This window comes from Promicromonospora sp. Populi (assembly GCF_041081105.1).
Classification (GTDB): Bacteria; Actinomycetota; Actinomycetes; order Actinomycetales; family Cellulomonadaceae; genus Promicromonospora.
On record NZ_CP163528.1, the window covers coordinates 1,920,422 to 1,945,127 of the forward strand.

The following is a 24,706-nucleotide window of genomic DNA, read 5'->3' on the forward strand; positions in this document are numbered from 1 at the left end:
ATGGGGGTGCCGGCGGGGACGTAGGGTGACGGGCATGGACATCCGCCACCTCACCGGGCACGTCGAGTACCACGAGGGCTGGGACCTGCAGCGCAGCACGCACGAGGGGGTGCGTGCCGACGAGCTGGCCGACACGGTCTTCTTCCTCGAGCACCTGTCGGTCTACACGGCGGGTGCCCGCACCAACCGCGACGAGTACCCGACCGACGGCACCGAGGTCATCAAGGTCGACCGCGGCGGCAAGATCACGTGGCACGGGCCGGGCCAGATCGTGGCCTACCCGATCGTCAAGCTCGCCAAGCCGTTCGACGTCGTCGAGTACGTGCGCACGCTGGAGCAGGCCGTGATGGACGTCTGCGCCGCGCTCGGGGTCACGACCCAGCGCGTGGAGGGCCGCTCGGGCGTCTGGGTCGCCGCCGACTCCCCCGACGTCGCGAACCCCCGGCTGGAGCGCAAGGTGTGCGCCATCGGCGCGCGCGTCGCCAAGGGCGTCACCATGCACGGCCTGGCCCTGAACTGCGACGCCGACCTGACCGCGTTCGACCACATCGTCCCCTGCGGCATCCCGGCCGAGGACGCCGACGTCACGTCCCTGACGGCGGAGCTCGGCCGGCAGGTCACCGTCGACGAGGTCCGGCCGCTCCTGGAGGCGGCGCTGATCGAGCGCCTCGCACCCCTCCTGGCACACGCGCCCCGACCCGTCGCAGCCACGGCGTGACCAACACCACTGACCACCCACGGGACGACCGCGCACAGGCGGGCGCCCTCGGCATAGGCTCGGCACACCCCGCTGACCTGGGAGAGGAAACAGCGTGACCATCGCACCTGAAGGCCGACGCATGCTTCGCATCGAAGCGCGCAACTCGGCCACGCCCATCGAGAAGAAGCCCGACTGGATCAAGACCCGGGCGGTGATGGGTCCCGAGTACCGCGACATGAAATCGCTCGTCAAGGGCGAGGGCCTGCACACGGTGTGCGAGGAGGCCGGCTGTCCCAACATCTTCGAATGCTGGGAGGACCGCGAGGCCACGTTCCTCATCGGCGGTGACCAGTGCACGCGCCGCTGCGACTTCTGCCAGATCGACACGGGCAAGCCCGCCGACTTCGACAAGGACGAGCCGCGCCGCGTCGCCGAGTCCGTGCGGACCATGGGCCTGAAGTACTCGACGGTCACGGGCGTCGCCCGTGACGACCTGGCCGACGGCGGCGCCTGGCTCTACGCGGAGACCGTCCGCCAGATCCACGCGCTGAACCCGGGCACCGGCGTCGAGCTGCTGATTCCGGACTTCAACGCCATCCCCGAGCTGCTCGACATCGTCAACGAGTCGCGCCCCGAGGTGCTCGCGCACAACGTCGAGACCGTGCCGCGCATCTTCAAGCAGATCCGCCCGGCGTTCACCTACGAGCGGTCGCTCTCGGTGATCACCACGGCTCGCGACGCCGGCCTGGTCACCAAGTCGAACCTGATCCTCGGTATGGGCGAGACCGTCGACGAGGTCAAGCAGGCCCTGCAGGACCTGCGCGACGCCGGTTGCGACATCATCACGATCACGCAGTACCTGCGGCCCTCGCTGCGCCACCACCCGGTGGACCGCTGGGTGCGGCCCGAGGAGTTCGTGGAGCTGTCCGAGACCGCCGAGCAGATCGGCTTCCTCGGCGTCATGGCGGGGCCGCTGGTGCGTTCCTCGTACCGCGCGGGACGGCTGTGGGGCCAGGCCATGACGAAGCACGGCCGCGCCATCCCCGAGGCGCTCGCGCACCTCGCACAGCCCACCACCTCCCGGCAGGAGGCGGCGAGCCTGCTGGCTCGCTGATCCGGCAACCACACCGCTCGCGGCGCCGTAGAATTGACGACCATGGCCCGAACCTCGTCCGGAGGCGACGCGCGCAACGATGTAGCAGCGTCTGCCGCCAAGCAGAAGAAGCCCAAGAAGCGCCGCTGGTATCACCAGCTGTGGGACGTCTACAAGATGACCCGCAAGCAGAACCCGCTGGTCACCTGGTGGATGCTCGCCGCGTTCCTCGGAGTCGTAGCGGTAGCGCTGCTCATCGGCGTCCTCGCGGGCGCGTGGGTCTACGCGCTGGTCATCGGTGTGCCGTTCGGCCTGCTGGCGGCGATGTTCATCCTGTCGCGCAGCGCCGAGAAGGCCGCCTACACGCAGATCGCCGGCCAGCCGGGCGCGGCACGTGCCGCGCTCGGCACGGTCCGCGGCGGCTGGACCTTCGAGGACGAGCCCGTCGCCGTCGACGCGCGCAACCAGGACTTCGTGTTCCGCGGCGTCGGCAAGGCCGGCGTGGTGCTCGTCTCCGAAGGGCCGCCGCACCGCGTGGGGCGCCTGCTGGAGCAGGAGCGCAAGAAGGTCAGCCGCATCCTGTCCAACGTGCCGGTCACGCTGATCCAGTGCGGCGACGCCGAGGGACAGGTGACGCTCACCAAGGTGGCGCGCTCCGTCAGCCGGCTGAAGTCGACCCTGACCCGGGCCGAAGTGGCCGAGATCAGCAAGCGCCTCAAGGCCATCGGCGGCATGAAGCTGCCGATCCCCAAGGGTGTCGACCCGACCCGCGCACGCCCCGACCGCAAGGGCATGCGCGGCCGCTGACCGGCCGCTGCAGAGTGCTTTTCGACCGCCGATGCGACCGTCCGATGGACGGACGCCGCCGGGCCACCTCGTGTGAGTTCTGGCACGCTGGGGAACGCTGCCGGGGCTACAACCAGCGCATCTCCCCACGGTTACACGGTCGAGAGGCGTGAGAAACACCCTGGCAACAATCAGTAACCCGAGAGAAACCACCTGCCCTTAGGTTCGTGGCGATCCGCGTGTGACTGTGCCCCGCTCCATCGCGGCGTGGTCCGACGGACTCCCCTGGACTTATCGAGCGAGCAAGGAGCGCAGATGTTCAAAAACGCCGAGGAGGCGATCGCCTTCACCCGCAACGAGGGGGTGGAGTTCGTCGACGTCCGGTTCATCGACCTGCCGGGTGTCACGCAGCACTTCAACATCCCGGTCGAGCAGTTCGACGAGGACGCCTTCAGCGAGGGCCTCATGTTCGACGGCTCGTCCATCCGCGGATTCCAGGCGATCCACGAGTCCGACATGAAGCTTGTGCCGGACGTTGCGACGGCGTTCATCGACCCGTTCCGCAAGGCCAAGACGCTGATCGTCAACTTCTCGATCGTGGACCCGTTCACGGGCGACGCCTACGCTCGCGACCCGCGCAACATCGCGGCCAAGGCTGAGGCCTACCTCAAGTCGACCGGCATCGCCGACACCGTCTTCTTCGGTGCCGAGGCCGAGTTCTATGTCTTCGACGACGTGCGCTTCAAGACGTCCGCGAACGAGAGCTTCTACTCCATCGACTCCGTCGAGGCCGCGTGGAACACCGGCCGCGAGGAGGAGGGTGGCAACCTCGGGTACAAGACCCGCTACAAGGGCGGCTACTTCCCCACCTCGCCGAGCGACCGCTTTGCGGACCTGCGCGACGACATGGTCAAGACCCTCGCCCAGGTCGGCCTCTCCGTCGAGCGCGCGCACCACGAGGTGGGCACCGCCGGCCAGCAGGAGATCAACTACAAGTTCAACTCGCTGCTGCACGCCGCGGACGACCTGATGAAGTTCAAGTACGTCATCAAGAACGTCGCGTTCGAGGCCGGCAAGTCGGCCACGTTCATGCCGAAGCCGATCTTCGGCGACAACGGCTCGGGCATGCACTCGCACCAGTCGCTCTGGAAGAACGGCGAGCCGCTGTTCTACGACGAGAAGGGCTACGGCGGCCTGTCCGACCTCGCCCGCTGGTACATCGGCGGCCTGCTCAAGCACGCGCCGTCGCTGCTTGCCTTCACCAACCCGTCGGTGAACTCGTACCACCGCCTGGTGCCGGGCTTCGAGGCTCCCGTGAACCTCGTCTACTCGGCCCGTAACCGCTCCGCCTCGATCCGTATCCCGATCACGGGTACGTCCCCGAAGGCGAAGCGCATCGAGTTCCGCGCGCCGGACCCGTCGTCCAACCCGTACCTGGCGTTCTCGGCGATGCTGATGGCCGGCCTGGACGGCATCAAGAACCGCACCGAGCCGGCCGCGCCGGTCGACAAGGACCTGTACGAGCTGCCGCCGGAGGAGCACGCGCAGATCGCGCAGGTTCCGACGTCGCTCCCGGGTGTGCTCGACGCGCTCGAGGCCGACCACGAGTACCTCACCGCCGGTGACGTGTTCACGGAGGACCTGATCGAGACCTGGATCGCGTACAAGCGCGAGAACGAGATCGACCCGATCCGCCTGCGGCCGCACCCGCACGAGTTTGAGCTTTACTACGACATCTAAGCCTGATCGGCTAGATTCCGGGCTTTCGGGGCCTTCTTCGACCCCTTAGTCCATGAAGAGTCCACGCGAGCCGCGATCACCTTCCCGGTGGCGGTCCGCGTGGACTCTTCTGTGTCCGGCCACAGATCCGCGTAGGTATCCAGCGTCGTCTTTGCGCTCGCGTGCCGGAGACGCGCTTGGACCACCTTCACGTCCGCCCGCTCCGAGATCAGGAGCGAGGCGTAGTAGTGCCTCAGGTCGTGGAACCGGAACTCCTCCGGCAGGCCCTCGACCTTCTCGCCCTTGGCGTCCTTGTACGTCGCAGCCTCGCGTGCCGCGCGGACCGCGCGCTGGACCTGCCACGGTCCGACTTGCCCGCCAGCGTCGTCGGCGATCATCCACGCCGACGCCGGTCGGCCGACCATCGAGGCTGACAACGCCTCGACGAGTTCGCGCGCTACCGGGATGGGCGTCTTGGACTCGTCCGTCTCGATCTCGTAGAGGTCAGTTCCACAATCGCTTCACATGTCCTCGCTCTACTCGCCGAGCCTATTGGCATCATGACTAATCGCGGCGCGCGGCCGATGTGGCTCTGGTGGGCAGCACCGACACCTAGCGCGAGCACGCCGGCCTCGACCGTGCACAGTCCGCAGATAGTCCGCAAGAGCGCCACCAAGCGCCGTCCGGGCCCAAGACCGCCAACGCTCGCGAGCCGCAGAATTCCAACGTTCTCGACCGATCCCGCCGGTCTCCCCGACAGGCCATTAGGCCTGCCGAGGAACCCCGCGTACAGATCGGCTCGTCCGCTCTTAACGCTCTGGCCTGGGCATTCAGGCTGCGATGGAGTGCGCAGTCCGCAGAGAGTCCGCAGGAATTGCGCCCAGGACACTGTCCACGGCCTCGCGGGTCCGGTCGTCGTCGTCCGGCCACAGGTGCGAGTAGGTGTCCAGCGTCTCGGCTGCGGACTTGTGTCCGAGCCTGGCCTGCACCACCTTCATCGACGCTCCGCGCCGGATGAGCAGGCTCGCGTAGTAGTGCCTCAGGTCGTGGAACACCATGGCACCGCGTGGCAGGTCGCCGAGCACTGCTCGTGCTGTCTCGATCAGGGTGTTGACCGACGCTCTGGATGAGCACGTTGGCGTCACTCTTGGTGAGCATGAAATCGGCCCGAACGACACTCCCGGTGATGACGAAGTTGTGGATCTCGGGGTGTTCGTGGGCGTGGTGTCGCGGTGCTGGTCACGACGTCGGCGCGAAGAGGACGCACGAGCCCCCGGGAACGGCTCGACCGTTCAGGTACGCAGGGCGGCGCCAGGAGTCGCCCGGCCAGGACGCGGCCGGCGATCTCCCAGGTCGTCAGCCCGGCAGGCAGACGCACTCCGAACCGTCGGCGCACGGCTGTCGCTGCCCGGCCGACCGCGTTCAGCAGGTCGCCGACGACCGTCCCGGCGGGGATGCTCACCACGGTGTCGTCGCCCATCTGGAACGACCACAGCCTGGCCCGCCCGATCAGCCCTGGTGCGTTCGCGGTGGCCCGGCGGATCCAGCGGCGCACGGTGTCCGGACAGACGCCGACCCGTGCGGCGATCTTCCGGTGCCCGACGCCGCCGTGGTGGGCCAGCAGCCCGGCCACGACCAGCTCCAGCAGGTGCGCCCGCCGCGGCAGGCTGTCCGAGGGCGCCAGCACGTGCGTGACCTCGCACCCCCGGCAGCGGGCCCGCCGCGGCCGGACCCTGCGACGGGTCCCGCCGCTCCCGTGTAGCACCCGCATCCGCGCGTAGCCCCAGGGTCGCAGCGACCCAGAGCACGAGGGGCACGACATGGTGCCAGCGGTCAGCACGTCCTCGACGTCGCTGGTCATGGCCACGAGCAGCACCACGGTTCCCTCCCACGCGTCCGATGATCCCTGCTCCACGACCAGGCCGGCAGTGGGCAGCTCGTGTTGCACGATGCCCGCCCGCAGCCCGCACGGGCAACCCGGGCGACACCACGACGACGAACTCGGCGCCGAGCGCCGACCGCCCAGGTCCGACACGTCATCGCGGTGTCGCGGCGCCATCATGAGCACGAACCATGCTCACAGTGAACGACGCCACGACCCCAGATCATGCGCATAGTGAGTGGCGCTCAACATCAGGGTCGGGCTTGCATCGTCGGGCGGGACGAGACCCGCTGCTCGCGCCTGGACGACGAGCGCACCCGCCTTGGCGGTTGACGTCCCGAGAGCCTTCGCGACCGATCCGACCCGGTCCTCAGGTGAGGCGTCCAGCCACGCGAATGTCGCGAGCACCGTTCGCCGTGCTGCCGTAGGACCTTGGGCCCAGACAGATCCCGCCGCTTGACGGCTTCTTGGGACCCCGCGCCGCGATCGAATGTGACTTATGCCACATGTGACTCCACGCCAACACGCCGGGTGAAATTCGTACCCTGACTGCCACTTCACCCGCTCAAGAGGCGTCGAGGGTGAGAATTGTCTAGCCATCCGCCTGGAAGGGCGCCCACCGCAGGGCGAGCCTTGGACATTTGTCCAAGTTGACCGCTTTAATGTGCTCTGCAACTATTAGTCACGAAAGTTCGTTTCACGGCATCGCAACTCATTCAGCCTCTCGGAGCCATGGCCCCGAGAGTACTACGAGAGGAAAGCCAGTGAATTCGCTATTCAAGAGAGTAGGGTGGATGTTCGTTTCCCTCACCCTGATTCTGGGTTTCGGGACGATGTCCTCGGCTGTAGCGCACGCAGTGCCGACGGATGGCCCGGGAGCAATCCCAATGTCGGAAGCGGATTTCGTCGCCGGAGCTGTCAAGTACGCCGGGCTGACCGCCAGCGAGGCGCATGCCGCCTACGCCGACCCTGAGGCAATCGCTACTGTTCCGGTTCAAGTGAGCACGCAAGTCGGGAGCAGCGCTGCCCCGAGCCGCGATTCAGGTTCAAGTGCCGAAGTTAATGCCCCGGCCGTCATTGACTGCGAGGTCACCGCTTTGCAGACATTTGAGAATGTATTCGGTCATGACCTGGCGTATTATGAATTGAACAAGTGGTTTGAAGCCGAAGACGGCAGGGTTGTAGGCACCTCGACGTCCTGGCGTGGCTGGGCATCTGATCTTGGCTACCTTGGTGGCTGGGCTTACAGGGGCAACCTCGTAGCCAACACTGGTTGGCGAGGGCCCGACTATACCGAGCACTTCAGTCAGGTGGTTGGCGATTTTGCGGACTACAACGACGCTCACTGGACACCTGAGATCGAAATAGCCGTTCATGGCGAAGGGTCATACGAAGTATTCCTGCCTGGTAGTGACCAGGAGTACTATCTGTCGCACTGCAGCGTGTAGCGAGCGAGTCGAGCAGCCTGGTTGGTGCCGCTATGGCATCAACCAGGCTGTGAGCGCCGCCCTGTCGGCCAGAACGTTGAGAGCTCTATGGAGGAAGATTGACCGCCACTCCCGATTCGAGCAAGTGGAATGGTTCTGCGGTACTGACCGCCGCGATACTGTTCGTTCTCGCACAGGCAATTCCGCTATTCGTCTTCAATAGCCCACAAGTGGCCTGGATATTCCTTGCGGGATGGTTTCTAATCACCTGCGCAGTTCAATTTTGGGGAACCCGGAAGGAAAGGATTATCGCACTTGCGACTCTTGCTGCCATGGTGATCTTAATGATCATTCCGCTTGCGGTGTAGCAGAGCAAGATCGGCCTTTCCACGCCCTGCTTGCTCAGGACATGTCAGTACTCTTGCGACTGGCGTTCTTCGTGGCCTCGTGCAAACACGATGATCCCTGTCCAGATACAACCACTCCGGCCAACAAGACGGTGTCGCCGCAGGTGCTCGCCCGGTAGACACTCGCCAGTACCTCAGCGGCTCGCAGTGAGGTTTTCTCTCCTCATTGTTGAGTGAGGGGATTCGTCTCGGATGACAGCCGGGGTGCCAGCAGCAGCGTCGCCGTTGGAGCGCGTGTGGGTCTGACCTGCAGGTTTGCGGGTGTCGCTGCGCAGCCGGACCAGATTGACCGCGTCCGACTACGACTGCATGCAAGCCGCCAGTCTCCTTCAACGTCGGCTGTTCGACGGCAAACCCGCCGGACTGTACGCCACAAACTACGAGCCGAGACAGCTCCAGTTCGAGTGGCAGCTGACCTACCGGTACGGGGACGACTGGTGGGCCCTAGCCAGATGTTCCCTTCCGCGCTCACCGATCACTTGCTCGCCGGCCAACCTGACTTTGAGCGCAAAGATGTGTAGGCAACGAGATGTTCGCCGTCGACAATTGCGATCTTGCTATCTGCGTCTACCTGCCAGGTTATGCCTCGACGGGTGCTTGCGGTGATCCGTCGGTCGGCGGCAAGCGCGACCCAATCTGCTGTGCAAATTGCTGTGGTCAGCGTCATACATCGATAGTCCCCGAGTGCTATCGATGCGGGTGAGTGGAAAGCACGGCAGGCAGCGTTCCCACGACCTCGCCCCTCCGATCCCAGGACGGTGGCGGGGTGCTGTCGGCTCTCGTCGAGTCCAAGAAAAGTCCACAAGACGTCCGGCAGCCGCCGGAACTGACCGGCGCTGGCCAACGCAGAAACCGCCAGATTCCAACGATTCCAACGCGGCCAGCCCTGGCCGTCCCCCAGGTACGACTTCGAGCTCTACTACGACATCTGAGTCGTAGCTGCTCGACCCTGTGGTTGGGAAGCCCCGGAATCCTCAGGATTCCGGGGCTTCCCCGCGTTCGACGGCGGTCAGCGAGCCGCGCCCGCCAGGGCATCCAGCGTGCGCAGCGCTTCCTCGGGCAGCTCCAGGCTCGCCGCGGCGATGTTCTCGGCCAGGTGGGCGCGCGAGGCGGTGCCGGGGATCAGCAGCATCGTCGGGGACCGGTGCAGCAGCCAGGCCAGCGCGGTCCGGCGGGTGGTGGCGCCCAGGTCCGCGGCGACGTGCTCCAGCGCCTCGGCCTGCAGGGGGCGGAAGCCGCCCAGCGGCCAGAACGGCACGAACGCGATGCCCTGCTCGGCGCACCAGTCCACCAGGGCGTCGTCCTGCCGGAAGGCGACGTTGTAGTGGTTCTGCACCGCGACCACCGGGGCGATCTGCTGGGCGGCCTGGACCTGGGCCGTGCTGACGTTGCTGACCCCCAGGTTGCGGATCAAGCCCTGATCGCGCAGCTCGGACAGGACCGTGAACGGCTCGACGATGTCGGCCGCCTCCAGGGTGTCGGTCATGCGCAGGTTCACCAGGTCCAGCACGTCGAGCCCGAGGTGCTCCAGGTTGTCGTGCACGGCTTGGACCAGCTCGTCGCGGGAGAGCGCGGCCGGCCAGCCGCCGTCCGCGGTGCGACGGGCACCGACCTTGGTCGCTATGTGCAGCCGCTCCGGGTAGGGGTGCAGGGCTTCGCGGATCAGGTCGTTGACGACGTGCGGGCCGTAGTAGTCGCTGGTGTCCAGGTGGGTGATGCCCGCCTCGACAACCGCGCGCAGTACCGCGAGCGCCTCGTCGCGGTCACGCGGGAGTCCGTATGCGTTCGGGCCGGCGAGCTGGAGCGCACCGTAGCCGACGCGCGTCACCGACAGGTTCTCGGACAGGTTCAGCTCGCCGCCAGGCAGGGTGATTGTCATCAGGGATTCCTTCGTTCAGATGTCTCGGTCGCACGACGTCGGTCCGGGCGGACCGGCGCGGTGCGGTAGACCCACTGTCCCTCCGGATAGCTCGGGCGGCCCATCAGGAGCTCTGAATGACGGCGGAAGGTCCACAGTTCGCCGGATTTGGCTCCTATACTTCCACCGTGGACCAGATCGACCGGCGAATCGTGCAGTGCCTGCTCCGTGACGGGCGGGCCTCGTTCCGGCGGATCGCGCAGGTGGCTCAGGTGTCCGAGCAGACCGTCGCCCGCCGCTACCGTGCCCTGGTCGCTGACGGGGCCGTGCGCGTGCGCACCCTGCCCAGCCACGAGCGGCTCGGCGAGCAGGTCTGGTTCGTCCGGGTCCAGTGCAGGCCCGATGCCACCGGCGCCCTGGCCGACGCGCTGGCCGCGCGCGAGGACATCGCCTACGTCAGCGTCACCTCGGGCGGCTCCGAGATCGTCTGCCAGACCCGCACCGACCCTCGTCACCAGAGCGGATCAGCCCTGCACCGCCTGCCGCGCACGGCCGGGGTGCTGGGTTACAACGCGTACGCCGTCCTGCACATGCACCTCGGCGACACCGCCAAGTGGTTCGCCTTTGACGATCCCCTCACCAGCGAGCAGGCTGCTCTGCTCCACTCTCCCGATCCACATCAGGAGCCGACGGCGCAGGCCGCCCAGGAACCCTCGGACACGGCTGCGCTGCCTGAGCGCGACCGCCGCCTGCTGGCCGAGCTCGCCATCGACGGACGCGCCGGAGTGGTCGAGCTGGCCCGCGCCACCGGCTGGTCCAAGTCCCGCGTATCGGACCGCTTGACGGAGCTGCTCGCCAGCCAGGCCCTGCACGTCGCCGTGGACCTGGCCTACCCACGCTTCGGTTTCCATGACGCCGCGTACCTGTGGATCGCCGTCGCGCCCGGCCGCCTCGCCGCCACCGGTGACGCCCTCTCGGCCCACCCCGAGACGACCTTCACCGCCGCCGTCACAGGGTCCGCCAACCTCCTGGTCACCGTCACGTGCCGCACCCTGGAAGACCTGTACACGTACGTCACCACCAAGGTCGGCGCCCTCGACGCGGTCCAGCAGGTCGACGTCGTCCCCGTCCTGCGCCGCCTCAAGCAGGCCGGCACCCGCCTGCACAACGGCCGCCTCATTCCGACCTGACTCAGGTCGAGGTCGCCGGCTCACGCACCGGCTCGAACCGGTCGTGCTCCGTGCGGCACATCCCCTCCCCGCGCGTCAGGCCTGGCAGGTCCCGCTGCAGCGCCACGACGACCCCGGCCGGGATCTCGCCCCGCAGCACGACGATTCCGGCGCCGGCGACCCCCGCGCCCGCCGCGCGCGACTCCAGCAGCACCCCGCCCAGCCGCCCCACCAGGGAGGCCACAGGTCCGACGACGTCGTCCGGCACCTCGATCACGAACCGGTGCACCGGTTCGCACACCACAGTCCCCGCCCGCTTGACGGCGGCGGCCAGCACGCGCGGCGCGAGCCCGCGGAAGTCGGCCCCGGTGCTGGACATCGCCTTGTTGAACTTCTGGTGCATGTGGCTCTGCCGCGGCCAGTAGCCCGAATGGGTCATGACCACCCGGGCGTCCGGGACCGGGAACCGCAGCGGCCCAAGGACCAGCTCCCGACGGACGGTGTCCTCGGTCGCGTCGAAGAAGGCCGGCGGCATCGACCCGCGCTCGCACTCCAGCTCGAAGATCACGCCGGTCCCGGCCGGCACGGGCTCGACCCGGAGCCCGATCGTGGCCAGGAACTCGTTGTCGCCCTGCTTGATCACCTCCAGCGCATGCCCCACGCCGACGAGCCGCTCCTCGCGCGCCGTCCGCACCTCGCCGAACCGCGCCTCGACCCCGTAGTCCCGCTGCAGGATCGCGGCCAGCACCTCGCGCTGGACCTCGCCGTACAGCGACACCGTGATCTCCTCGTCCCGCCGCCGGACCCGGATCAGCGGGTCCTGCTCAGCGAGCTCGGTGAGCGCGGAGTAGAGCCGGCCACGGTCACCAGGGTCCGCGTCCACGACAGTCTCGTACGACGGCGGTGGGAACTGGCTTCCGCGCTCGTCTCCCGGCAGCTTCGGCCCAACAACGTCGCCCACCCGCGCCGTCGTCAGACCTTGGACGACGGCGATCTGGCCGGCCCCGCCGTCGAACGAGGTTCGAGCGCCCCGCGGGAGGCGATGCGCAGCCCGGTGATCCGCTCGGACTTCCCGTGCCGCAGGTCGATCCGGTCTCGGACCCGCAGGGTGCCCGACCGCATCCGGACGAACGCCCGCTTGCGACCGCCCTCCCGGTCGATCGCGAACACGACACCGGAGGGTGTGCCCGCGTCCGGGTCCAGGTCCGGGTCGAGCGCTCCCAGGCCGGACACGTCGGGGTCGATCGCACCGGGGTCGATCACGCCAAGATCGACCGTGCCGGAGCCCGCCACGCCGTCCGCCACACCCCCGCGCGCGGCCGTGCGGCCGCCGTCCGACACCACCGGCAAGTAGGTGCCCAGCGCCGCCATCAGATCCGGGATCCCGGCACCCGTAATCGCAGACCCGAACAGCACGGGGTGAGCGGCGCCCCGGCGCGACTCGCCTGCCAACCAGGCGCGAAGGCCGTCGTCGGGCAGAGTCTCGACCCGGGCCTCGGGCGTACCCGCGCCGAGCACCCGCTGCACGGGCAGCACGTCCGGGCTCAGCCGGCGCGCGACGGCGTCGGCCACCGCCTCAGGGCGCGCGCCGCGGCGGTCGATCTTGTTCACGAACACGATCACCGGCAGTCGGAGCCGCTGGAGGGCGCGCATCAGGACGAGGGTCTGCGCCTGCACCCCCTCGACGGCGGACAGCACGAGCACCGCGCCGTCGAGCACGGCGAGGCTGCGGTCCACCTCGGCGATGAAGTCCGGGTGGCCGGGCGTGTCCAGCACGTTCACGGTGACGTTCCCTGCGGGGAACGACGCCACCGACGCGCGGATGGTGATACCGCGCTCGCGCTCCAGCGCAAGGGTGTCGGTGGTGGTGTCGCCGCGGTCCACGCTACCGGGGCGGTCGATCACGCCCGCGTGGTGCAGCAGGCGTTCGGTCAGGCTGGTCTTACCCGCGTCGACATGGGCGACGATCCCGAGGTTGAGGTACGACAAGTGCAGTCACGTCCGTGGTCAGGTGGGTCAGGGCACGGGGCGTGACAGCTGTCATCGGTGTTCCAATCTCTCGGGTTGCCCCACGATGGACCGCCGGGCGCGATCGGGGCAACGGATTTTCTGCCGACTGGAGTCAGTACGCCGGATGAACAAGACGCCGTCGTCATGGAAGGCTTCGCGCATGCACCGACGCACCGTGGACGAGCTGGGTGTGGCGCACACGTGGGGCGCAGGCACTGAGGTGATCTTCTTGAGTAACCCGCTGGCGAACCCCGTTGAGTGGTCGGGCCGCGTCCGCGACGACCTTCTCGCTCTGGGCTATCGGGTAACGACCTTCGAACACCGGCCGAGCGGCCTGGACTGGCGCAGCGCCGTCGCCTGCGTCGAGGCGTTCCTCGCTCGTAGGCGGGAGCCGGTCGCCCTCGTGGGGTGGTCTCAGGGAGCGGCGATCGCACAGGAGGTAGCGCTCGCTGCCCCTGAGCGTGTGCGGGTGGCCGCGCTGCTTGCCACCTACGGGCGGCAGAACGAGATCGACAAGGTCTTGCAAGAATCCTGGGACGTCCTGACGGACGCCGGATCGGACTCCCTGCGGCTTGCGCTGGGACTCTTGACCGCTTTCCCGCCAGATCGTCTTGCTGACGATTCTTTCGTGCGAAGCATGCGGGACGCGCAGTCATCGTGGGCCGGCCCGCTCGATCCACACGCGAGACGACGAGCAGCCACCTTCATCTCGACATACCAGGATCGGCTTCAGGACCTCGCGTGCGTCGCGATGCCCCGTCTGATCATGGGCTTTGAGCTCGACACCGACACCTTCGTCTCCCGGGCACGCGAGGTCGCGCAGGTGATCCCGGGCGGAGAATATGTCGAGTTCCCCGGTCTCGGGCACGCGGCCCCGTTCAGCGACCCCGGTCTGGTCTGGCCGACCGTGGTCGGCTTCCTCAAGGAACATCACCCTCCTGCGTGACGCCAGAGGTTCTGCCACTGTTCCTGACCAGCGCTGGTCAGTAGGCCACGGTGAAGTGCCGCGCCTCGCCCGGGTGCTCGACCTCGTCCAGGGCCGCGACCGCCAGGTCCTCGGCCGAGATGCGCGACCGGCCGGCGGCGTCGAGCAGGAGCGTCGTCGTGCCGCGGCGGTAGGTGCCGGTCCGGATGCCCGGTTCGAGCACCGCCGGTGGGCTGAGGTAGGTCCACGCTGCGCCATGGCCCTCGCAGACTCGTAGCTGGACGAGGCTTGCGACGGCGCTCGACCTCCACTGGGCCGGCACGAACCGCTCATCGTCGAGCACCAGAGTTGCGGGTGCGAGAGCGCTGATCAGCGGGCCGGCGCCGCCGATGAGCAACAGGGCGGTCTGGGTCTCGGCGGCGGCGTCGAGCAAGGCCCTGGTTGCCTCGGGGACGCTTGCCTCCTCGCCCGGTCGCGGGCGGACGGCGCTGATCGCGACGTCGGCGGTCCGGAGCAGGTCCGCGACCCGCGACTGGTCCCGGGCGTCGACGGCGACCGTCGAGATCGCGCCCGCTCCGGCCTCGCCGCTCGCGCCGCCGTACCCGGCGTTCCTGCCGCCGCTCCCGGCGTTCCCACGGGATGCCGCCACGACCTCATGGCCGCGCCCCGACGCCTCACTGACGAGGCGGGTTCCCACCATGCCGGTGGCCCCGAAGGTCACGATCCTCATCGTGCGACCTCCAGCGGTGCGAGGGCGGCGGGCAGTCCAGCCGGCAGGGGCGATTCGGTCAGGTCAGACGGAAGGGAACGCTCGGTCACTGCGGATGACGACGACGGCGCGGGCGACGCAACCGACGTCGGGACCGGAACCCCGCCCCGCCGGCCACGTTCCGGAAGCTGACCCGCGAGCACGGCGGCGAGCGCGAGCGCGAACCCGGCGGCCTGGACGGCCGACAGGCTCTCGCCGAGCACGGCGACGCCGATCACCGCCGCCACCAACGGCGACAGCGGGGACAGGAACGCGACAGACGTGACCGGCAGCCGTCCGATCCCCCGGAACCAGAGCACGTACGCGATGAGCCCGCCCACCAGGCCGAGCCAGAGGTAGCCGAGGGCCGCCCGCCCGTCGATGGCGGGTGGCGCGCCCTCCACCAGCAGGGTGACGGGAAGGAGGAAGAGCCCGCCAGCCATCAGCTGCCAGCCGCCGGCGGAGACCGGGCCGACCCCCTCCGGCCGCCCCCAGCGCTTGGTGAGGGTGACGCCGAGGGCCATCGAGACCGCGCCCGCAAGCCCGGCGACGACGCCCACCGGATCGAGCCGCGCGCCTGGCCCCAGGACGACGAGGCCTACGCCCGCCACGCCTGCGACGCCCCACGCGACCCGCCGTACCGCCAGGCGCTGACCGAGCACCGGCACCGCGAGGAAGGTGACGACGAGCGGGCCGATCGCGCCGAGCGTGGCCGCCACGCCACCCGGCAGTCGTTCGGCGGAGATGAAGAGCATCGGGAAGAAGAGCCCGATGTTGAGGATGCCGAGCACGGCGCTCTTCCACCACCACGAGCCCTTCGGCAGCGCCGCACCGATCCCCGTGCTGGTCCCCGTACCGCGAGCCCTACCGGCCAGCCCGCTGATCACCATGCCGATCACCACTGCGACGAGCCCCGCGGGCAGCGCCCGCACCAGCCCGGCGAACAGCGGGTGCCCCGTGGGCAGGAGTTCGGTGGTGACGAAGTACGTGGTGCCCCAGACCATCGGGGCGAGCGCGGTGACGGCGGTCAGCGCCGCGGTGCTACCGAGGCCCCGGGTCCGGCCCGGCAGGAGCGTCGTGGTGTCCATGAGACCAGTCTTCGCGTTAGCCAGCTATGAGTCCAACACATCCTTTTCATTTGATCAATCGTGATAGACGATTGATCCATGGAGCTCCAGCAGATGCGGTACGTCGTCGCCGTCGCCGAGACGGCGAACTTCACCAGGGCCGCCGAGCGCTGCCACGTGGTGCAGTCCGCCCTGAGCCACCAGATCAAGCGGCTGGAGCACGAGCTCGGAACCGCGCTCTTCGCCCGGACCAGCCGCCGGGTCCGCCTGACGCCCGCGGGCGAGGCTTTCCTGCCCGCCGCGCGGCAGGCGCTAGAGGCCGCGGAGCGCGCAGCCGCCGACGCAGCGGCCACCGTCGGGGAGGTGCGGGGGCGCCTCAGCGTCGGCGTCATCCCGACGGTCGCCGCCGTGGACGTGCTCGCGGCCCTTCGCGACCTGCGCCGTCGTCATCCGCACGTACGCGTGACCCTGCGTTCCGGCGCGAGCGACGAGCTGACGGCCGAGGTCATCGACGGCAAGCTGGACGTGGCGTTCCTCGGTCTCCCGAGCGGCTCGCGGCCCACGGGCGTGCGCAGCCACGAGCTGGGCCGCGACCGCCTCGTCGCGGTGCTCGCGCCAGACCATCCCCTCGCGCGTGCGCGGAAGGTCAGCCTCGCGGACCTCACGACCGAGGCGTTCGTCGACTTCCCGTACGGGACCGCCGGCCGGGCCCAGACAGATCAGGCCTTCGCCCGGTCCGGGGTCAGCCGCGATGTTGCCTTCGAGGTCACGGACGCGGCGCTCATGGCCCAGGTGATCGGCCACGGGCTAGCGATCGGCTTCCTCCCGGCGGCCTACCTCCAGCGGGCCCCGGAGCTCGGCGGCCTCGCCACCGTCGCCGTGAGCGACGCCCCGAGCCGCGTCGAGCATGTGGTGTGGGCCAGCCCCGGGCCCTCGCCCGCGACGCTTGCCTTCCTCGACGCGATCGGGCTTCCGCCGACGGCGGCGTGACCGCTTGCGGCGCCACCGGACTCTCAGCGGAGACTGTCGCCCGCGCGCCAGACCCAGCGGAGCGCGTCGGGCAGCAGCACGCCCGCGTGGTTCGGGTTGTGACCGCCGTCGCCCAGGACGAGCCGGAAGTCGTAGCCGGCCTCCGCCAGGGCGGCGGCGGTCCGCAGGTTCTCCGCGAGCCAGTTGTGCTCCGGTCGGTCCCAGCCGATGTCTCGATGGCCGGCCTGCAGAAAGATCCGCAGCGGCTTGCGAGGCTCGGCCGTCAGCGCGGAGGGGTAGGGATTGCCGCCGGGCATCTGCGCGAAGCTCGACAGGAAGCCCACGACGCGGCGGAACTGGTCGGGGCGGTGCCAGGCGGCGGTGAAAGCACAGTTCCCGCCGCTGCTGCCGCCCACGATTCCCCAGCGGTCCGGGTCGTCGCTGACGGCGTACCGGCGTCGAACCTCCGGGACGACTTCGGTCAGCAGGAACGTGGCGTATCGGTCGTCGGCCGCGTCGTACTCGGTATTGCGGTTCTTGCGCCGCGCCGGGTCCTGCTGGTCCTCGAAGACTCCTGGGTCGACAAAAACACCGATGGTCACCAGGATCTCGCCAGCGTGGACCAGGTTGTCCAGCACGATCCCGCCCCGGACTTCGCCGTCCGGGTCGAGGTACCACCAGCCGTCCTGGAACACCAGGAGCCCCGCGGGATCGGCGGGGTCGTAGGCCGCTGGGACATGGATCCATACGGTGCGAGCCGTGCCTGGGAAGACGGCGCTGTCGTTCAGGCGCAGCTCGACGGTCTCGCCCCTGGGCACACCTGGGCGCACCGACGAGTCCGGGCCGTGCTCATAGCGGACGTCGTCGAGGTCGAGCGGCAGGGCGCGGAACGGGACACGGGCGGTCACGATCCCGACCGTAGCGAGCGGGCGCTCACACGTCGCGGGATTTCCCGCCCGCGCTCAGGCGCCGTCGGTCTCGGGTGACTTGCGCGTCCAGGCCACGATCTGGGTCGCTCGCATCTCGACCCGGTCCGCGTCCTCGAAGGCTGCGACGATCACGTCAAGATGCACGTCGAACGCTGCGAGCAGGTCGTTGTTCGGCACGTTTCCCATCGCGACCGCCAGCAGCCGACGCGGTCGCCCGTACAACTGGTGCGAAATGCGGAAGTCGGCGTCCTTGGACACCACCACCCGGTCCTCGATGTCAGCGAAAGCCGTCACGTCCGTATCCGAGGAACGATTGCCGTTCGGCAGCTGGGTCGTGTGCTTCGCGTCGTGCCCGGCTTTGATCAGCGCACGCGCGAGCCGTGCAGGCAGCTGCGCGTCGACCAGGAACTTCACGCTGCGCTGACGGACACGACAGTGTGCCCGCCCGAAGCGAGCGCCCCGTACTCCAGGGCCGCGAGCAGATCTTCTCGCTCCAGATCGGGGTAGTCCTCAAGAATCTCGTCAGGAGACATCCCGGACGCCATCAGCTCCAGGACCATCTGTACTGGGTAGCGCAGCCCGCGCACGACCGGCTGGCCGTGGCAGACCTGTGGATCGGACGTGATGCGCTCAAGGCGGGACATACAAATATCGTAACCGTGGCCTCCCGGATCCGGACGGATCTTCGAACAGATCCCCTACGGCACCACCTCGATCGCCACCGTCACCGTCTGGTTCCTGGCGCGGTTCGCGTCGCTCGTGTTGGGGTACGGCGGGTCGACGGCGCCCGCGCCGGCCACGTCCACCGCGCTCAGCGGGATCCCGCTGTCCGCCGAGATGACCTGCGCCGCCGCGAGCGCCCGGGCCAGGCTCACCTCGGCGTTGTCGAGGTAGCGGCTGCCCGGAACGGGTGCGGTGTTGCTCGTGTGGCCGATGACCGTCACCTCGACGTCGGTCAGGTCACCGAGCAGCCCGGCGAGGCCCGTAAGAGCATCCGCCCCGCTCCGGGACGTCTCGGCGCCACCGGCCTGGAACACCGGGTCGCGGAACGTGACGAGGACGGAGCGCGCGTCGAGCGTCGTGGTCCAGCGCTGGTCTCCCAGCGCGTCCCGCACCTCCCGCAGGGCTGTCTCGCGCGACGTAGTTCCTTCCGACGACGACGGCGGCGGCGGCGGCGGCGGTGTGGCCGTACGGATCTGATTCAGGTCGTGCCTCAGCTGCGCGAGCTCCTGGGCCACCGCGGGGTCCGCCTGCTGTTCGGCCGAGCGGTTCGCGAAGCCCCACCCGGCCACGGCCCCGCCCCCGGCGAGCAGGAGGGCGGCTGCGGCGGCGCCCAGCACGAGGCCCCCGCCGGTGCGCCGTCCGCCCCACATCGCGCGGATCCGGCGGCGCCCGTCGCGGGCCCCGGCGTGCTCCGGGTCGAGGTGCTCGACGCGGGCCCAGCACGCGTCGGCCCGGGCCAGGTCGCCGCGCTGGGCGTGCACACGGGCCAGCAGGTCGAGGACCGCGACGTCGTCGCTGTGCTGGCCGCCGATCGAGTCGAGCAGGCGCCGCGCGTCGTCGTACCGCCCGGCCCGGGCTTGCAGGGCGGCGTCGGCCAGTGCGGCCTGGACTGAGGCCTCGGCGACGCGGCTCACTGCGCACCCCCGTTGCCCAGCAGGCCGTCCCCGAGGATCGACGGCGCACTGGTACCCCCGCCGCTCCGGTCCACGAACCGGTCGAGCCGGGCGTTGATACCGGTGAGCCGGTTCAGGTCGCCGACGGCGACCGCCGAGCGGCCGTCACCGAGGAGGCGCTGCACCTCCCGGCGCGGGTCGCCGTCCAGCTCGTTCTCCAGGGCCGCGAACCGGATCAGGGGAAGCTGCCCGTTCTCCTCGAACACGCGGATCGCGATGGACCGAACCTCGTTGGTCCGCCGTTCGATCACCGTCCGGTTGCCCTCCGCGATGGCGTCCTCCAGCTCGGCCTCGGCCCGCCGCAGCTCGTCCGTGTAGCGGCCGTTGCCGGCCTCCGCGACGACCTCGTTGGCGATCCCCTGTGCCTCCCTGCCCTCCTCGACGATCTTGGGCAGCTCCAGGAGCTCGTCCACCTCGTCGAGGGCGGAGTCGGCGTCGAGCAGCCGCGCCTGGCAGGTCGCTAGCGCGTCCGGGTCCGCCTCGGACTGGCGCAGCAGCCGGTCGATCTCCTCCATGATGCTGTCCGTGTCCAGCCGGTCCAGCCGGGCCAGCGCCTCGGTGGCCCGGATCTGCTCACCCTGGCTGCGCAGGTCGTGGTACCTGGTGTCGAGCGCCGTGCGGGCGGCCCGCAGGTCGGCGAGCTCGGGCAGCACGGGGCGGCTGAGGTCGACGTCGATGGCGAACTCGGCGTCGAGGAACGGGACGTACGCCTCGGCCTCGATCCGGAAGCTGCTGTCGACGCGTACGACCACCTCTACCTCCGTGCCCAGGGGCAGGTCGCGCTCGATGTCGTCCGAGCGGACGACGAGCTGGCCCACCACCGTGTTGCGGTCGGCCCGCGCGTGCTCACCCGTCAGGATCGGGATGCGCATCAGGCCGTTGCCGGACCTCCGGTCGACCGCCTGCGTGGTCCGCAGGCCGTTGACGCGGCCCGTGCTCGGCAGCTCGGTGTTGCGCCGGACCAGCGGCACCAGCGTGTTGCCGACGAGGCCGACGCTGATCGAGTGGCTCATGGTCGGGGCGCCGCCCATGCCGCCGCTCTTGCGCTGGTAGGTGAAGCCCGGCTGGTAGGTCGCCTGCTCCGTGCCCGCCGGGTCGTGCACGGTCACCGTGAACGAGTGCGTGGCGAACTCCGTGGCACGCAGCCGTACGGAGAACGACCCGTCCTGGCGCAGCGCCACGGCGCCCGTGGTCCACGGGGGTTTGGTCGTCGTGTTGCGGATCTCGACGGTCCCGCCGGTCCAGTCGGCGATGTCGTCGGCCTGGACCCGCCCGCCGAGCAACGGGTCGGCATCCAGCCCGGCTGCCGAGTACTCGAGGTTCAGCAGCGCACGGCCCGGGACGACCGGGGCCGCTGCCCGCACCTCCTGAGGGATGCGCTGCGTCGCGGCGTAGATCGCCGCGCCGCGCGCCACCACCGTCATCGGGTCCAGGCTGTGGTCGAGCGGGATGCCGAGGCCCTCGACCGGATCGGCCAGCATCTCGCGCACCAGGGCGAGCTGGGACGAGCCGCCGACCAGCAGCAGCCGCTCGAACGCCTCCGGGGGGATCGCGCTCTCGGACAGCGACTGGCGGCACAGCCGGATCGAGCTCGCCACCAGGGGCCGCGCGATGTCCGCCAGGTTGTCCCGCGTCAGCTCGCAGTAGAACTCGACGTCGCGGCCGGCCTCGACCCTGATCTCCGCCTCGATCTCCACGCTGTCCTGCTGCGCCAGCTCGATCTTGGCCGCCTCGGCCAGGCCCTTGAGCTGCGCGAGCACCCCCCGGTACCGGGGGTTGTCCGCAGTGACGTCGGTCAGGCCGTGGTCCTGCTGCAGCCGGGGCAGCAGGTAGTCCTCGACGATGGCCCAGTCGATCCGCTTGCCACCCAGCGAGTTGTCGCCCGCGTGGTTGACCACCATGAACTCGCCGTCCTCGATCTTGACGACGGCGGCGTCGAACGTGCCGCCGCCGAAGTCGTAGACCAGCCAGAACCCCTTGTCGGGTGCCTTGGCATCCGCCGTGTACGCCCAGACGGCGGCGGTGGGCTCCTGCAGCAGGGGCGCGGCCTTCAGACCGGCGAGCTCGGCGGCGCGACTGGTCGCGGCCGTCTGGTCCGCGGTGAACGCGGCCGGGACGGTGATCACCGCCGTCTCGACCGGCTCGCCCGTGCGTCGCTGCACGTCGCCGCGCAACGACTTGAGCACCTCCGCCGACATCTCCTCCGGCGACATGGTGCGGCCCGACGCCTCGAACAGCTTGTCCTGGTCGCGGCGGCCCATGCGGAGCTTGAACTCGGCGCACGCGTTGTCGGGGTCGGCCACCACCCGGGCGCCGGCCTTCTGCCCGACGAGCACGCTGCCCGTTCGGCTCACATACACCGCCGACGGCGTGAACTCCACGTTCTGAGCGTTACGGACCACCTCGGCGCTCGCGCCCTTCGCCTCGGCGACGGCGCTGTTGGTGGTACCCAGGTCGATCCCGATGTCGATCGTGTCACGCATCGTCCTGCCCCCTCTTCTCGGCGTCTGCCCGCTCAGGCACAGCCACGATCACTTCACCCTCCTGGATGATGCGTCCCGCACGCCGGACCGACGGGCGGACCGTCTCGACCACGGTCTCCTCGGTGACGTCCGGGTCGTCCTGGTAGGCCAGCACCCGCAGGTCCATACCCACGTCGAACCGCAGCCCGTCGTGCCCCTCCACCTCGATCCCTGCACGCACGAGGCGGTCGTCGGCGGCGGCCAGGTAGCGGTTGGCCCAGCGCACGGCGCGCGGCGGGTCCTGCTCGGCCCCCGGACCGTCCACCTTGTTGCGGGCCCGCCAGAGCTCGGTCACCAGGCCGGCCACGACGTCGTCGGACAGGCCTTCGGGGCGTGCATCGAGCAGCGAGTCCGGCGCCTGCGGCGCCGTCGGCCCGGATGCAGCGGACGACGCCGGAGCAGCTACCGGGTTGGAGACCGGGACAGGGGCCGGGTCAGAGGCCGGACCAGGGGCCGGAACTGAGGCCACCGCAGGCGGCGCGATCCGGAACTCGGCCGGGAACCGGTGCTGCCGGGACCAGGCCGACAGGCTGCCGGCGCCGGGCCGGCGTCGTGGTGCGGCGTTCACCCATCCACTCCTTGTTTCGGTGGTGCATGTGTTGTGCGTACCGGTCTCGATGATGCCCTCATCAGCGGCCGAGGTCCTGGAAGAACTCGACGACTTGCGCGACGGCGCCTATCGCCACGAATCCGCCGAAGATGGCCACCAAGGTGGACCAGATCGGTCCGATGTCGACCACGTTGTACATGAGCCACCAGGACAGCGCACCACCGATCAGGAAGGAGATCAGGAGCGGCGCGCAGCCCAGGTTGGCCTCCGCCGGAACCCCGGCTCGGCGCCCCGCCCGGTAGTTCTCGATGTCCGTGATGTTGTTGTCCAGCAGCGTCGTGACCGACGGCGACGACGCCAGCGCACGAGCCTCGCGGAGCAGGTCCAGGACGGGGCCCGAAGACAGCGCGCCCGGCGCTTTCTCCACGTACACGTTCACGAACCCGAGCACACAGTTGTTGACGGCGCGCGCCACCTCGTCCCGGCAGGCGCCGACCACGTCGTCGTCGTTCCCCAGGACAGCCGCGCAGGTCGCCAGCGCCGGCGTCGTCTCCTCCAGCAGCTCCGTCGCCGCGGAGAGCCCTGCGGACGGCACGGTCTGCCGTGCCGTCTCGCAGGCGTTCCGCACCCGGTCCGTGAACGGCTCGACGGCGCCGCGAGAGACGTCCCGCACCAGCCTCGGCTCGAAACCCGCCCCGCGCAGCACCTTCATCTGGGGCTCCGCAAGCTCCTGGCCGGAGCCGGCGGCCCGCACCACAAGCCCGACGGACACCCCGATGACGTGCTCCGGCAGCCGGTCACGCAGTGCGCGGAGCACCGCGACGGACAGGCGTGGGTCGTCGATCTCCGCCGCGCGCTGGCGGACCCGCTCCCACGTCTCCTCGGCGACAAATGCCTCCGCCAGGAGGCGCAGGCCCACCCGCCAGTCGTCCCAGGTTTCCTCCTGCGCCACCCGCCCGTCGGGGGTGGTCGCCTCCAGCGCCCGGGAGTGCACAAAGACCGCGCGCTTGTGCCGGCTGTTCTGGTCCGGCCGGATCCAGAACAGCTCGTGCACGAGCCGGGCCAGGGGATCGCGCAGCACCTCGAACGCGGCGCGCAAGGCGTCCGGGTCGTCCGACGGCGGCAGCGGCACCTCGCCGTCGGGCACCGGCGTCACGTAGTACGGGTTCTGGGTCTCCTCCCGGTGCCGGCGCACCTGCCGGTTCGACACGTCGGTGGGCAGCCCGGTGACCCGGAACGCGTTGTTCCGGTACAGGCCGTGCCCTTCGAGCGGGCGCAGCACCCGGTCGATGTCGCGCGCTACGTCGGAGGTGATGCTCAACGGTCCGCCCCTTCCCCTGCTGCGTCCCGGCCGGCCTGCCACGTCGTCAGGGCCTTGCCCAGCTCGGCCGCGTCGGCGGGCCGGCGGGCCAGGTCGGGCTCGAGCGCACCGAGCACGATCTGCGCCAGGTCCAGGTCCGCGCGGCGGTTGAGGTCGTGCGGGGAGATCGGGGGCGGCCGGTGCTGGGCGCCGAACACCGTGGCCGGCACGTCCTCGTAGGGCAGCAGGTTGGTGAGCAGCAGGTACGCGACGGTCCCGACGGCGTACACGTCCCCGGCCGGGGAGGCGCCCTGGCCGTACCGCAACGCCTCCGGCGCCATGAACATGAGGGTCCCCTCGGAGCTGGTCAGCCCGGACGTGGCATCGACCCGCCGGGCCAGTCCGAAGTCGCCCACCCGCACCCGCAGGCGGTGCTGGTCGTACCCGACCAGGACGTTCCAGGGTGTGATGTCGCGGTGGACTATCGGGGGGTCCGACCGGTGGGCCACGGCGAGCCCGGCGCAGAGCTGCACGAGGATCTCTACCGCGTCGTCGACCGGGACGGAGCCGTCCGGCCGCGAGCGCCGGTAGTCGTCGAGGTTGCCGGCGGCCACGTACTCCATGGTGAAGAAGCCGCGCTCTCCGGCCGGCGTCGGGACGGTCCCGGCGTCGAAGACCCGCACGATGTTGGGGTGGCCCAGCTTGGAGAGCAGGGTGGCCTCGCCGAGCATCCGGCGGGTCTCGGCCAGCGTGCCGACGCGCTTGAGGACCTTCATGGCCTGGCGTCCCAGGAAGCGGTGGCGCACCCGGTAGACCTCGGAGTAGGCGCCCTGGCCGAGGTAGCGCTCGATCTCGTACGTGTCGCCGATCCGGCTGCCCTCGCTGAGCAGGCGCACTGGGTCTCCCTCCTACGACGCTGGTCGACCGAACCGTGGCACGCGCAGCTCGGGACCCCTCCCGAGGGGCGAT

At 69.7% G+C, this 24,706-nt stretch carries 25 protein-coding genes; 9 read left to right on the forward strand and 16 right to left on the reverse strand.

Features of this window, described 5'->3' with window-relative positions:
• The first annotated feature begins 34 nt into the window (after window positions 1-34).
• From lipB to glnA, 4 genes are all read left to right on the forward strand, one after another.
• Window positions 35-718, forward strand: a complete 684-nt coding sequence (lipB, locus tag AB1046_RS08670) for a lipoyl(octanoyl) transferase LipB (protein ID WP_369374344.1) — start codon at window positions 35-37, stop codon at window positions 716-718.
• Window positions 719-812: 94 nt separating this feature from the next.
• The gene (lipA, locus tag AB1046_RS08675) at window positions 813-1,814 is read left to right on the forward strand and encodes a lipoyl synthase (RefSeq protein ID WP_369374346.1); all 1,002 of its coding nucleotides are present in this window, start codon (window positions 813-815) and stop codon (window positions 1,812-1,814) included.
• A gap of 42 nt (window positions 1,815-1,856) precedes the next feature.
• A complete protein-coding gene (locus tag AB1046_RS08680; protein ID WP_369374348.1) occupies window positions 1,857-2,600 on the forward strand; it encodes a DUF4191 domain-containing protein in 744 nt (247 codons plus the stop codon).
• A 294-nt stretch (window positions 2,601-2,894) separates the two neighbouring features.
• Window positions 2,895-4,319 carry a type I glutamate--ammonia ligase gene (gene glnA / locus AB1046_RS08685; protein ID WP_369374350.1) on the forward strand — a complete coding sequence of 475 codons (1,425 nt, stop codon included), beginning with the start codon at window positions 2,895-2,897 and terminating at the stop codon, window positions 4,317-4,319.
• On the opposite strand, the gene AB1046_RS08690 is transcribed toward glnA, so the two are convergent.
• The 3 genes from AB1046_RS08690 to AB1046_RS08700 form a co-directional block, all read right to left on the reverse strand.
• Complete coding sequence (locus AB1046_RS08690) at window positions 4,316-4,792, reverse strand: tyrosine-type recombinase/integrase (protein WP_369375637.1); 477 nt, start codon at window positions 4,790-4,792, stop codon at window positions 4,316-4,318. The two genes, glnA and AB1046_RS08690, sit on opposite strands and share 4 nt — an antisense overlap.
• 336 nt (window positions 4,793-5,128) lie before the next feature.
• A complete protein-coding gene (locus AB1046_RS08695; RefSeq protein ID WP_369374352.1) occupies window positions 5,129-5,476 on the reverse strand; it encodes a tyrosine-type recombinase/integrase in 348 nt (115 codons plus the stop codon).
• Complete coding sequence (locus AB1046_RS08700) at window positions 5,440-6,246, reverse strand: helix-turn-helix domain-containing protein (protein WP_369374354.1); 807 nt, start codon at window positions 6,244-6,246, stop codon at window positions 5,440-5,442. The genes AB1046_RS08695 and AB1046_RS08700 overlap by 37 nt, the downstream gene beginning before the upstream one ends.
• Before the next feature lie 728 nt (window positions 6,247-6,974).
• Between AB1046_RS08700 and AB1046_RS08705 the strand changes: the two genes are divergently transcribed.
• Together AB1046_RS08705 and AB1046_RS08710 are read left to right on the forward strand one after the other, a co-directional pair.
• Complete coding sequence (locus AB1046_RS08705; RefSeq protein ID WP_369374356.1) at window positions 6,975-7,628, forward strand: hypothetical protein; 654 nt, start codon at window positions 6,975-6,977, stop codon at window positions 7,626-7,628.
• A 98-nt stretch (window positions 7,629-7,726) separates the two neighbouring features.
• A complete protein-coding gene (locus AB1046_RS08710) occupies window positions 7,727-7,975 on the forward strand; it encodes a hypothetical protein (protein ID WP_369374358.1) in 249 nt (82 codons plus the stop codon).
• 1,048 nt (window positions 7,976-9,023) lie between these two features.
• On the opposite strand, the gene AB1046_RS08715 is transcribed toward AB1046_RS08710, so the two are convergent.
• Entirely contained in the window at window positions 9,024-9,893 is an 870-nt protein-coding gene (locus AB1046_RS08715; protein ID WP_369374360.1) for an oxidoreductase, read from the reverse strand.
• 167 nt (window positions 9,894-10,060) lie between these two features.
• Between AB1046_RS08715 and AB1046_RS08720 the strand changes: the two genes are divergently transcribed.
• Window positions 10,061-11,062 (forward strand): Lrp/AsnC family transcriptional regulator, encoded by a 1,002-nt coding sequence (locus AB1046_RS08720; RefSeq protein ID WP_369374362.1) that lies wholly within the window; start codon window positions 10,061-10,063, stop codon window positions 11,060-11,062.
• A 1-nt stretch (window position 11,063) separates the two neighbouring features.
• On the opposite strand, the gene AB1046_RS08725 is transcribed toward AB1046_RS08720, so the two are convergent.
• A complete protein-coding gene (locus AB1046_RS08725) occupies window positions 11,064-12,002 on the reverse strand; it encodes a hypothetical protein (protein WP_369374364.1) in 939 nt (312 codons plus the stop codon).
• 11 nt (window positions 12,003-12,013) lie between these two features.
• Window positions 12,014-13,030 carry a GTP-binding protein gene (locus tag AB1046_RS08730; RefSeq protein ID WP_369374366.1) on the reverse strand — a complete coding sequence of 339 codons (1,017 nt, stop codon included), beginning with the start codon at window positions 13,028-13,030 and terminating at the stop codon, window positions 12,014-12,016.
• A 145-nt stretch (window positions 13,031-13,175) separates the two neighbouring features.
• Here AB1046_RS08730 and AB1046_RS08735 point away from each other — a divergent pair, with 145 nt between their 5' ends.
• A complete protein-coding gene (locus AB1046_RS08735) occupies window positions 13,176-13,997 on the forward strand; it encodes an alpha/beta fold hydrolase (protein ID WP_369374368.1) in 822 nt (273 codons plus the stop codon).
• A gap of 37 nt (window positions 13,998-14,034) precedes the next feature.
• Here the strand turns inward: AB1046_RS08735 and AB1046_RS08740 are convergent, their stop codons facing one another.
• A complete protein-coding gene (locus AB1046_RS08740) occupies window positions 14,035-14,706 on the reverse strand; it encodes an NAD(P)-dependent oxidoreductase (protein ID WP_369374370.1) in 672 nt (223 codons plus the stop codon).
• A complete protein-coding gene (locus AB1046_RS08745) occupies window positions 14,703-15,812 on the reverse strand; it encodes an EamA family transporter (protein ID WP_369374372.1) in 1,110 nt (369 codons plus the stop codon). The genes AB1046_RS08740 and AB1046_RS08745 overlap by 4 nt, the downstream gene beginning before the upstream one ends.
• 78 nt (window positions 15,813-15,890) lie before the next feature.
• Here AB1046_RS08745 and AB1046_RS08750 point away from each other — a divergent pair, with 78 nt between their 5' ends.
• Window positions 15,891-16,781: a LysR family transcriptional regulator gene (locus AB1046_RS08750; protein WP_369374374.1), complete on the forward strand. Its 891-nt coding sequence runs from the start codon at window positions 15,891-15,893 to the stop codon at window positions 16,779-16,781.
• A 23-nt stretch (window positions 16,782-16,804) separates the two neighbouring features.
• Here AB1046_RS08750 and AB1046_RS08755 read toward each other — a convergent pair whose 3' ends face one another.
• The 8 genes from AB1046_RS08755 to AB1046_RS08790 all read right to left on the reverse strand — a co-directional run bounded on the left by AB1046_RS08755 (window position 16,805) and on the right by AB1046_RS08790 (window position 24,633).
• Window positions 16,805-17,668, reverse strand: a complete 864-nt coding sequence (locus AB1046_RS08755; RefSeq protein ID WP_369374376.1) for an alpha/beta hydrolase — start codon at window positions 17,666-17,668, stop codon at window positions 16,805-16,807.
• Between the two features lie 54 nt (window positions 17,669-17,722).
• Complete coding sequence (locus tag AB1046_RS08760; protein WP_369374378.1) at window positions 17,723-18,103, reverse strand: DUF5615 family PIN-like protein; 381 nt, start codon at window positions 18,101-18,103, stop codon at window positions 17,723-17,725.
• A complete protein-coding gene (locus tag AB1046_RS08765) occupies window positions 18,100-18,333 on the reverse strand; it encodes a DUF433 domain-containing protein (RefSeq protein WP_369374380.1) in 234 nt (77 codons plus the stop codon). The genes AB1046_RS08760 and AB1046_RS08765 overlap by 4 nt, the downstream gene beginning before the upstream one ends.
• A 54-nt stretch (window positions 18,334-18,387) precedes the next feature.
• On the reverse strand, window positions 18,388-19,326 hold the full coding sequence (locus AB1046_RS08770; RefSeq protein ID WP_369374382.1) for an OmpA family protein: 939 nt from the start codon (window positions 19,324-19,326) through the stop codon (window positions 18,388-18,390).
• On the reverse strand, window positions 19,323-21,848 hold the full coding sequence (locus tag AB1046_RS08775) for an Hsp70 family protein (RefSeq protein WP_369374384.1): 2,526 nt from the start codon (window positions 21,846-21,848) through the stop codon (window positions 19,323-19,325). Before AB1046_RS08775 ends, AB1046_RS08770 begins: the two co-directional genes overlap by 4 nt.
• Entirely contained in the window at window positions 21,841-22,455 is a 615-nt protein-coding gene (locus tag AB1046_RS08780) for a hypothetical protein (RefSeq protein WP_369374386.1), read from the reverse strand. The genes AB1046_RS08775 and AB1046_RS08780 overlap by 8 nt, the downstream gene beginning before the upstream one ends.
• 61 nt (window positions 22,456-22,516) lie before the next feature.
• On the reverse strand, window positions 22,517-23,758 hold the full coding sequence (locus tag AB1046_RS08785) for a hypothetical protein (protein WP_369374388.1): 1,242 nt from the start codon (window positions 23,756-23,758) through the stop codon (window positions 22,517-22,519).
• Window positions 23,755-24,633 carry a serine/threonine-protein kinase gene (locus tag AB1046_RS08790; protein WP_369374390.1) on the reverse strand — a complete coding sequence of 293 codons (879 nt, stop codon included), beginning with the start codon at window positions 24,631-24,633 and terminating at the stop codon, window positions 23,755-23,757. The genes AB1046_RS08785 and AB1046_RS08790 overlap by 4 nt, the downstream gene beginning before the upstream one ends.
• Window positions 24,634-24,706 lie beyond the last annotated feature (73 nt).

What these genes read in the sequence shown, in the direction of transcription:
- lipB (WP_369374344.1), top strand. Translation starts at nt 35, where the DNA reads ATGGACATCCGCCACCTCACCGGGCACGTCGAGTACCACGAGGGCTGG.
- AB1046_RS08680 (WP_369374348.1), top strand. Translation starts at nt 1,857, where the DNA reads ATGGCCCGAACCTCGTCCGGAGGCGACGCGCGCAACGATGTAGCAGCG.
- glnA (WP_369374350.1), top strand. Translation starts at nt 2,895, where the DNA reads ATGTTCAAAAACGCCGAGGAGGCGATCGCCTTCACCCGCAACGAGGGG.
- AB1046_RS08705 (WP_369374356.1), top strand. Translation starts at nt 6,975, where the DNA reads ATGTTCGTTTCCCTCACCCTGATTCTGGGTTTCGGGACGATGTCCTCG.
- AB1046_RS08715 (WP_369374360.1), bottom strand. Translation starts at nt 9,893, where the DNA reads ATGACAATCACCCTGCCTGGCGGCGAGCTGAACCTGTCCGAGAACCTG.
- AB1046_RS08735 (WP_369374368.1), top strand. Translation starts at nt 13,176, where the DNA reads ATGAACAAGACGCCGTCGTCATGGAAGGCTTCGCGCATGCACCGACGC.
- AB1046_RS08740 (WP_369374370.1), bottom strand. Translation starts at nt 14,706, where the DNA reads ATGAGGATCGTGACCTTCGGGGCCACCGGCATGGTGGGAACCCGCCTC.
- AB1046_RS08745 (WP_369374372.1), bottom strand. Translation starts at nt 15,812, where the DNA reads ATGGACACCACGACGCTCCTGCCGGGCCGGACCCGGGGCCTCGGTAGC.
- AB1046_RS08750 (WP_369374374.1), top strand. Translation starts at nt 15,891, where the DNA reads ATGGAGCTCCAGCAGATGCGGTACGTCGTCGCCGTCGCCGAGACGGCG.
- AB1046_RS08765 (WP_369374380.1), bottom strand. Translation starts at nt 18,333, where the DNA reads ATGTCCCGCCTTGAGCGCATCACGTCCGATCCACAGGTCTGCCACGGC.
- AB1046_RS08775 (WP_369374384.1), bottom strand. Translation starts at nt 21,848, where the DNA reads ATGCGTGACACGATCGACATCGGGATCGACCTGGGTACCACCAACAGC.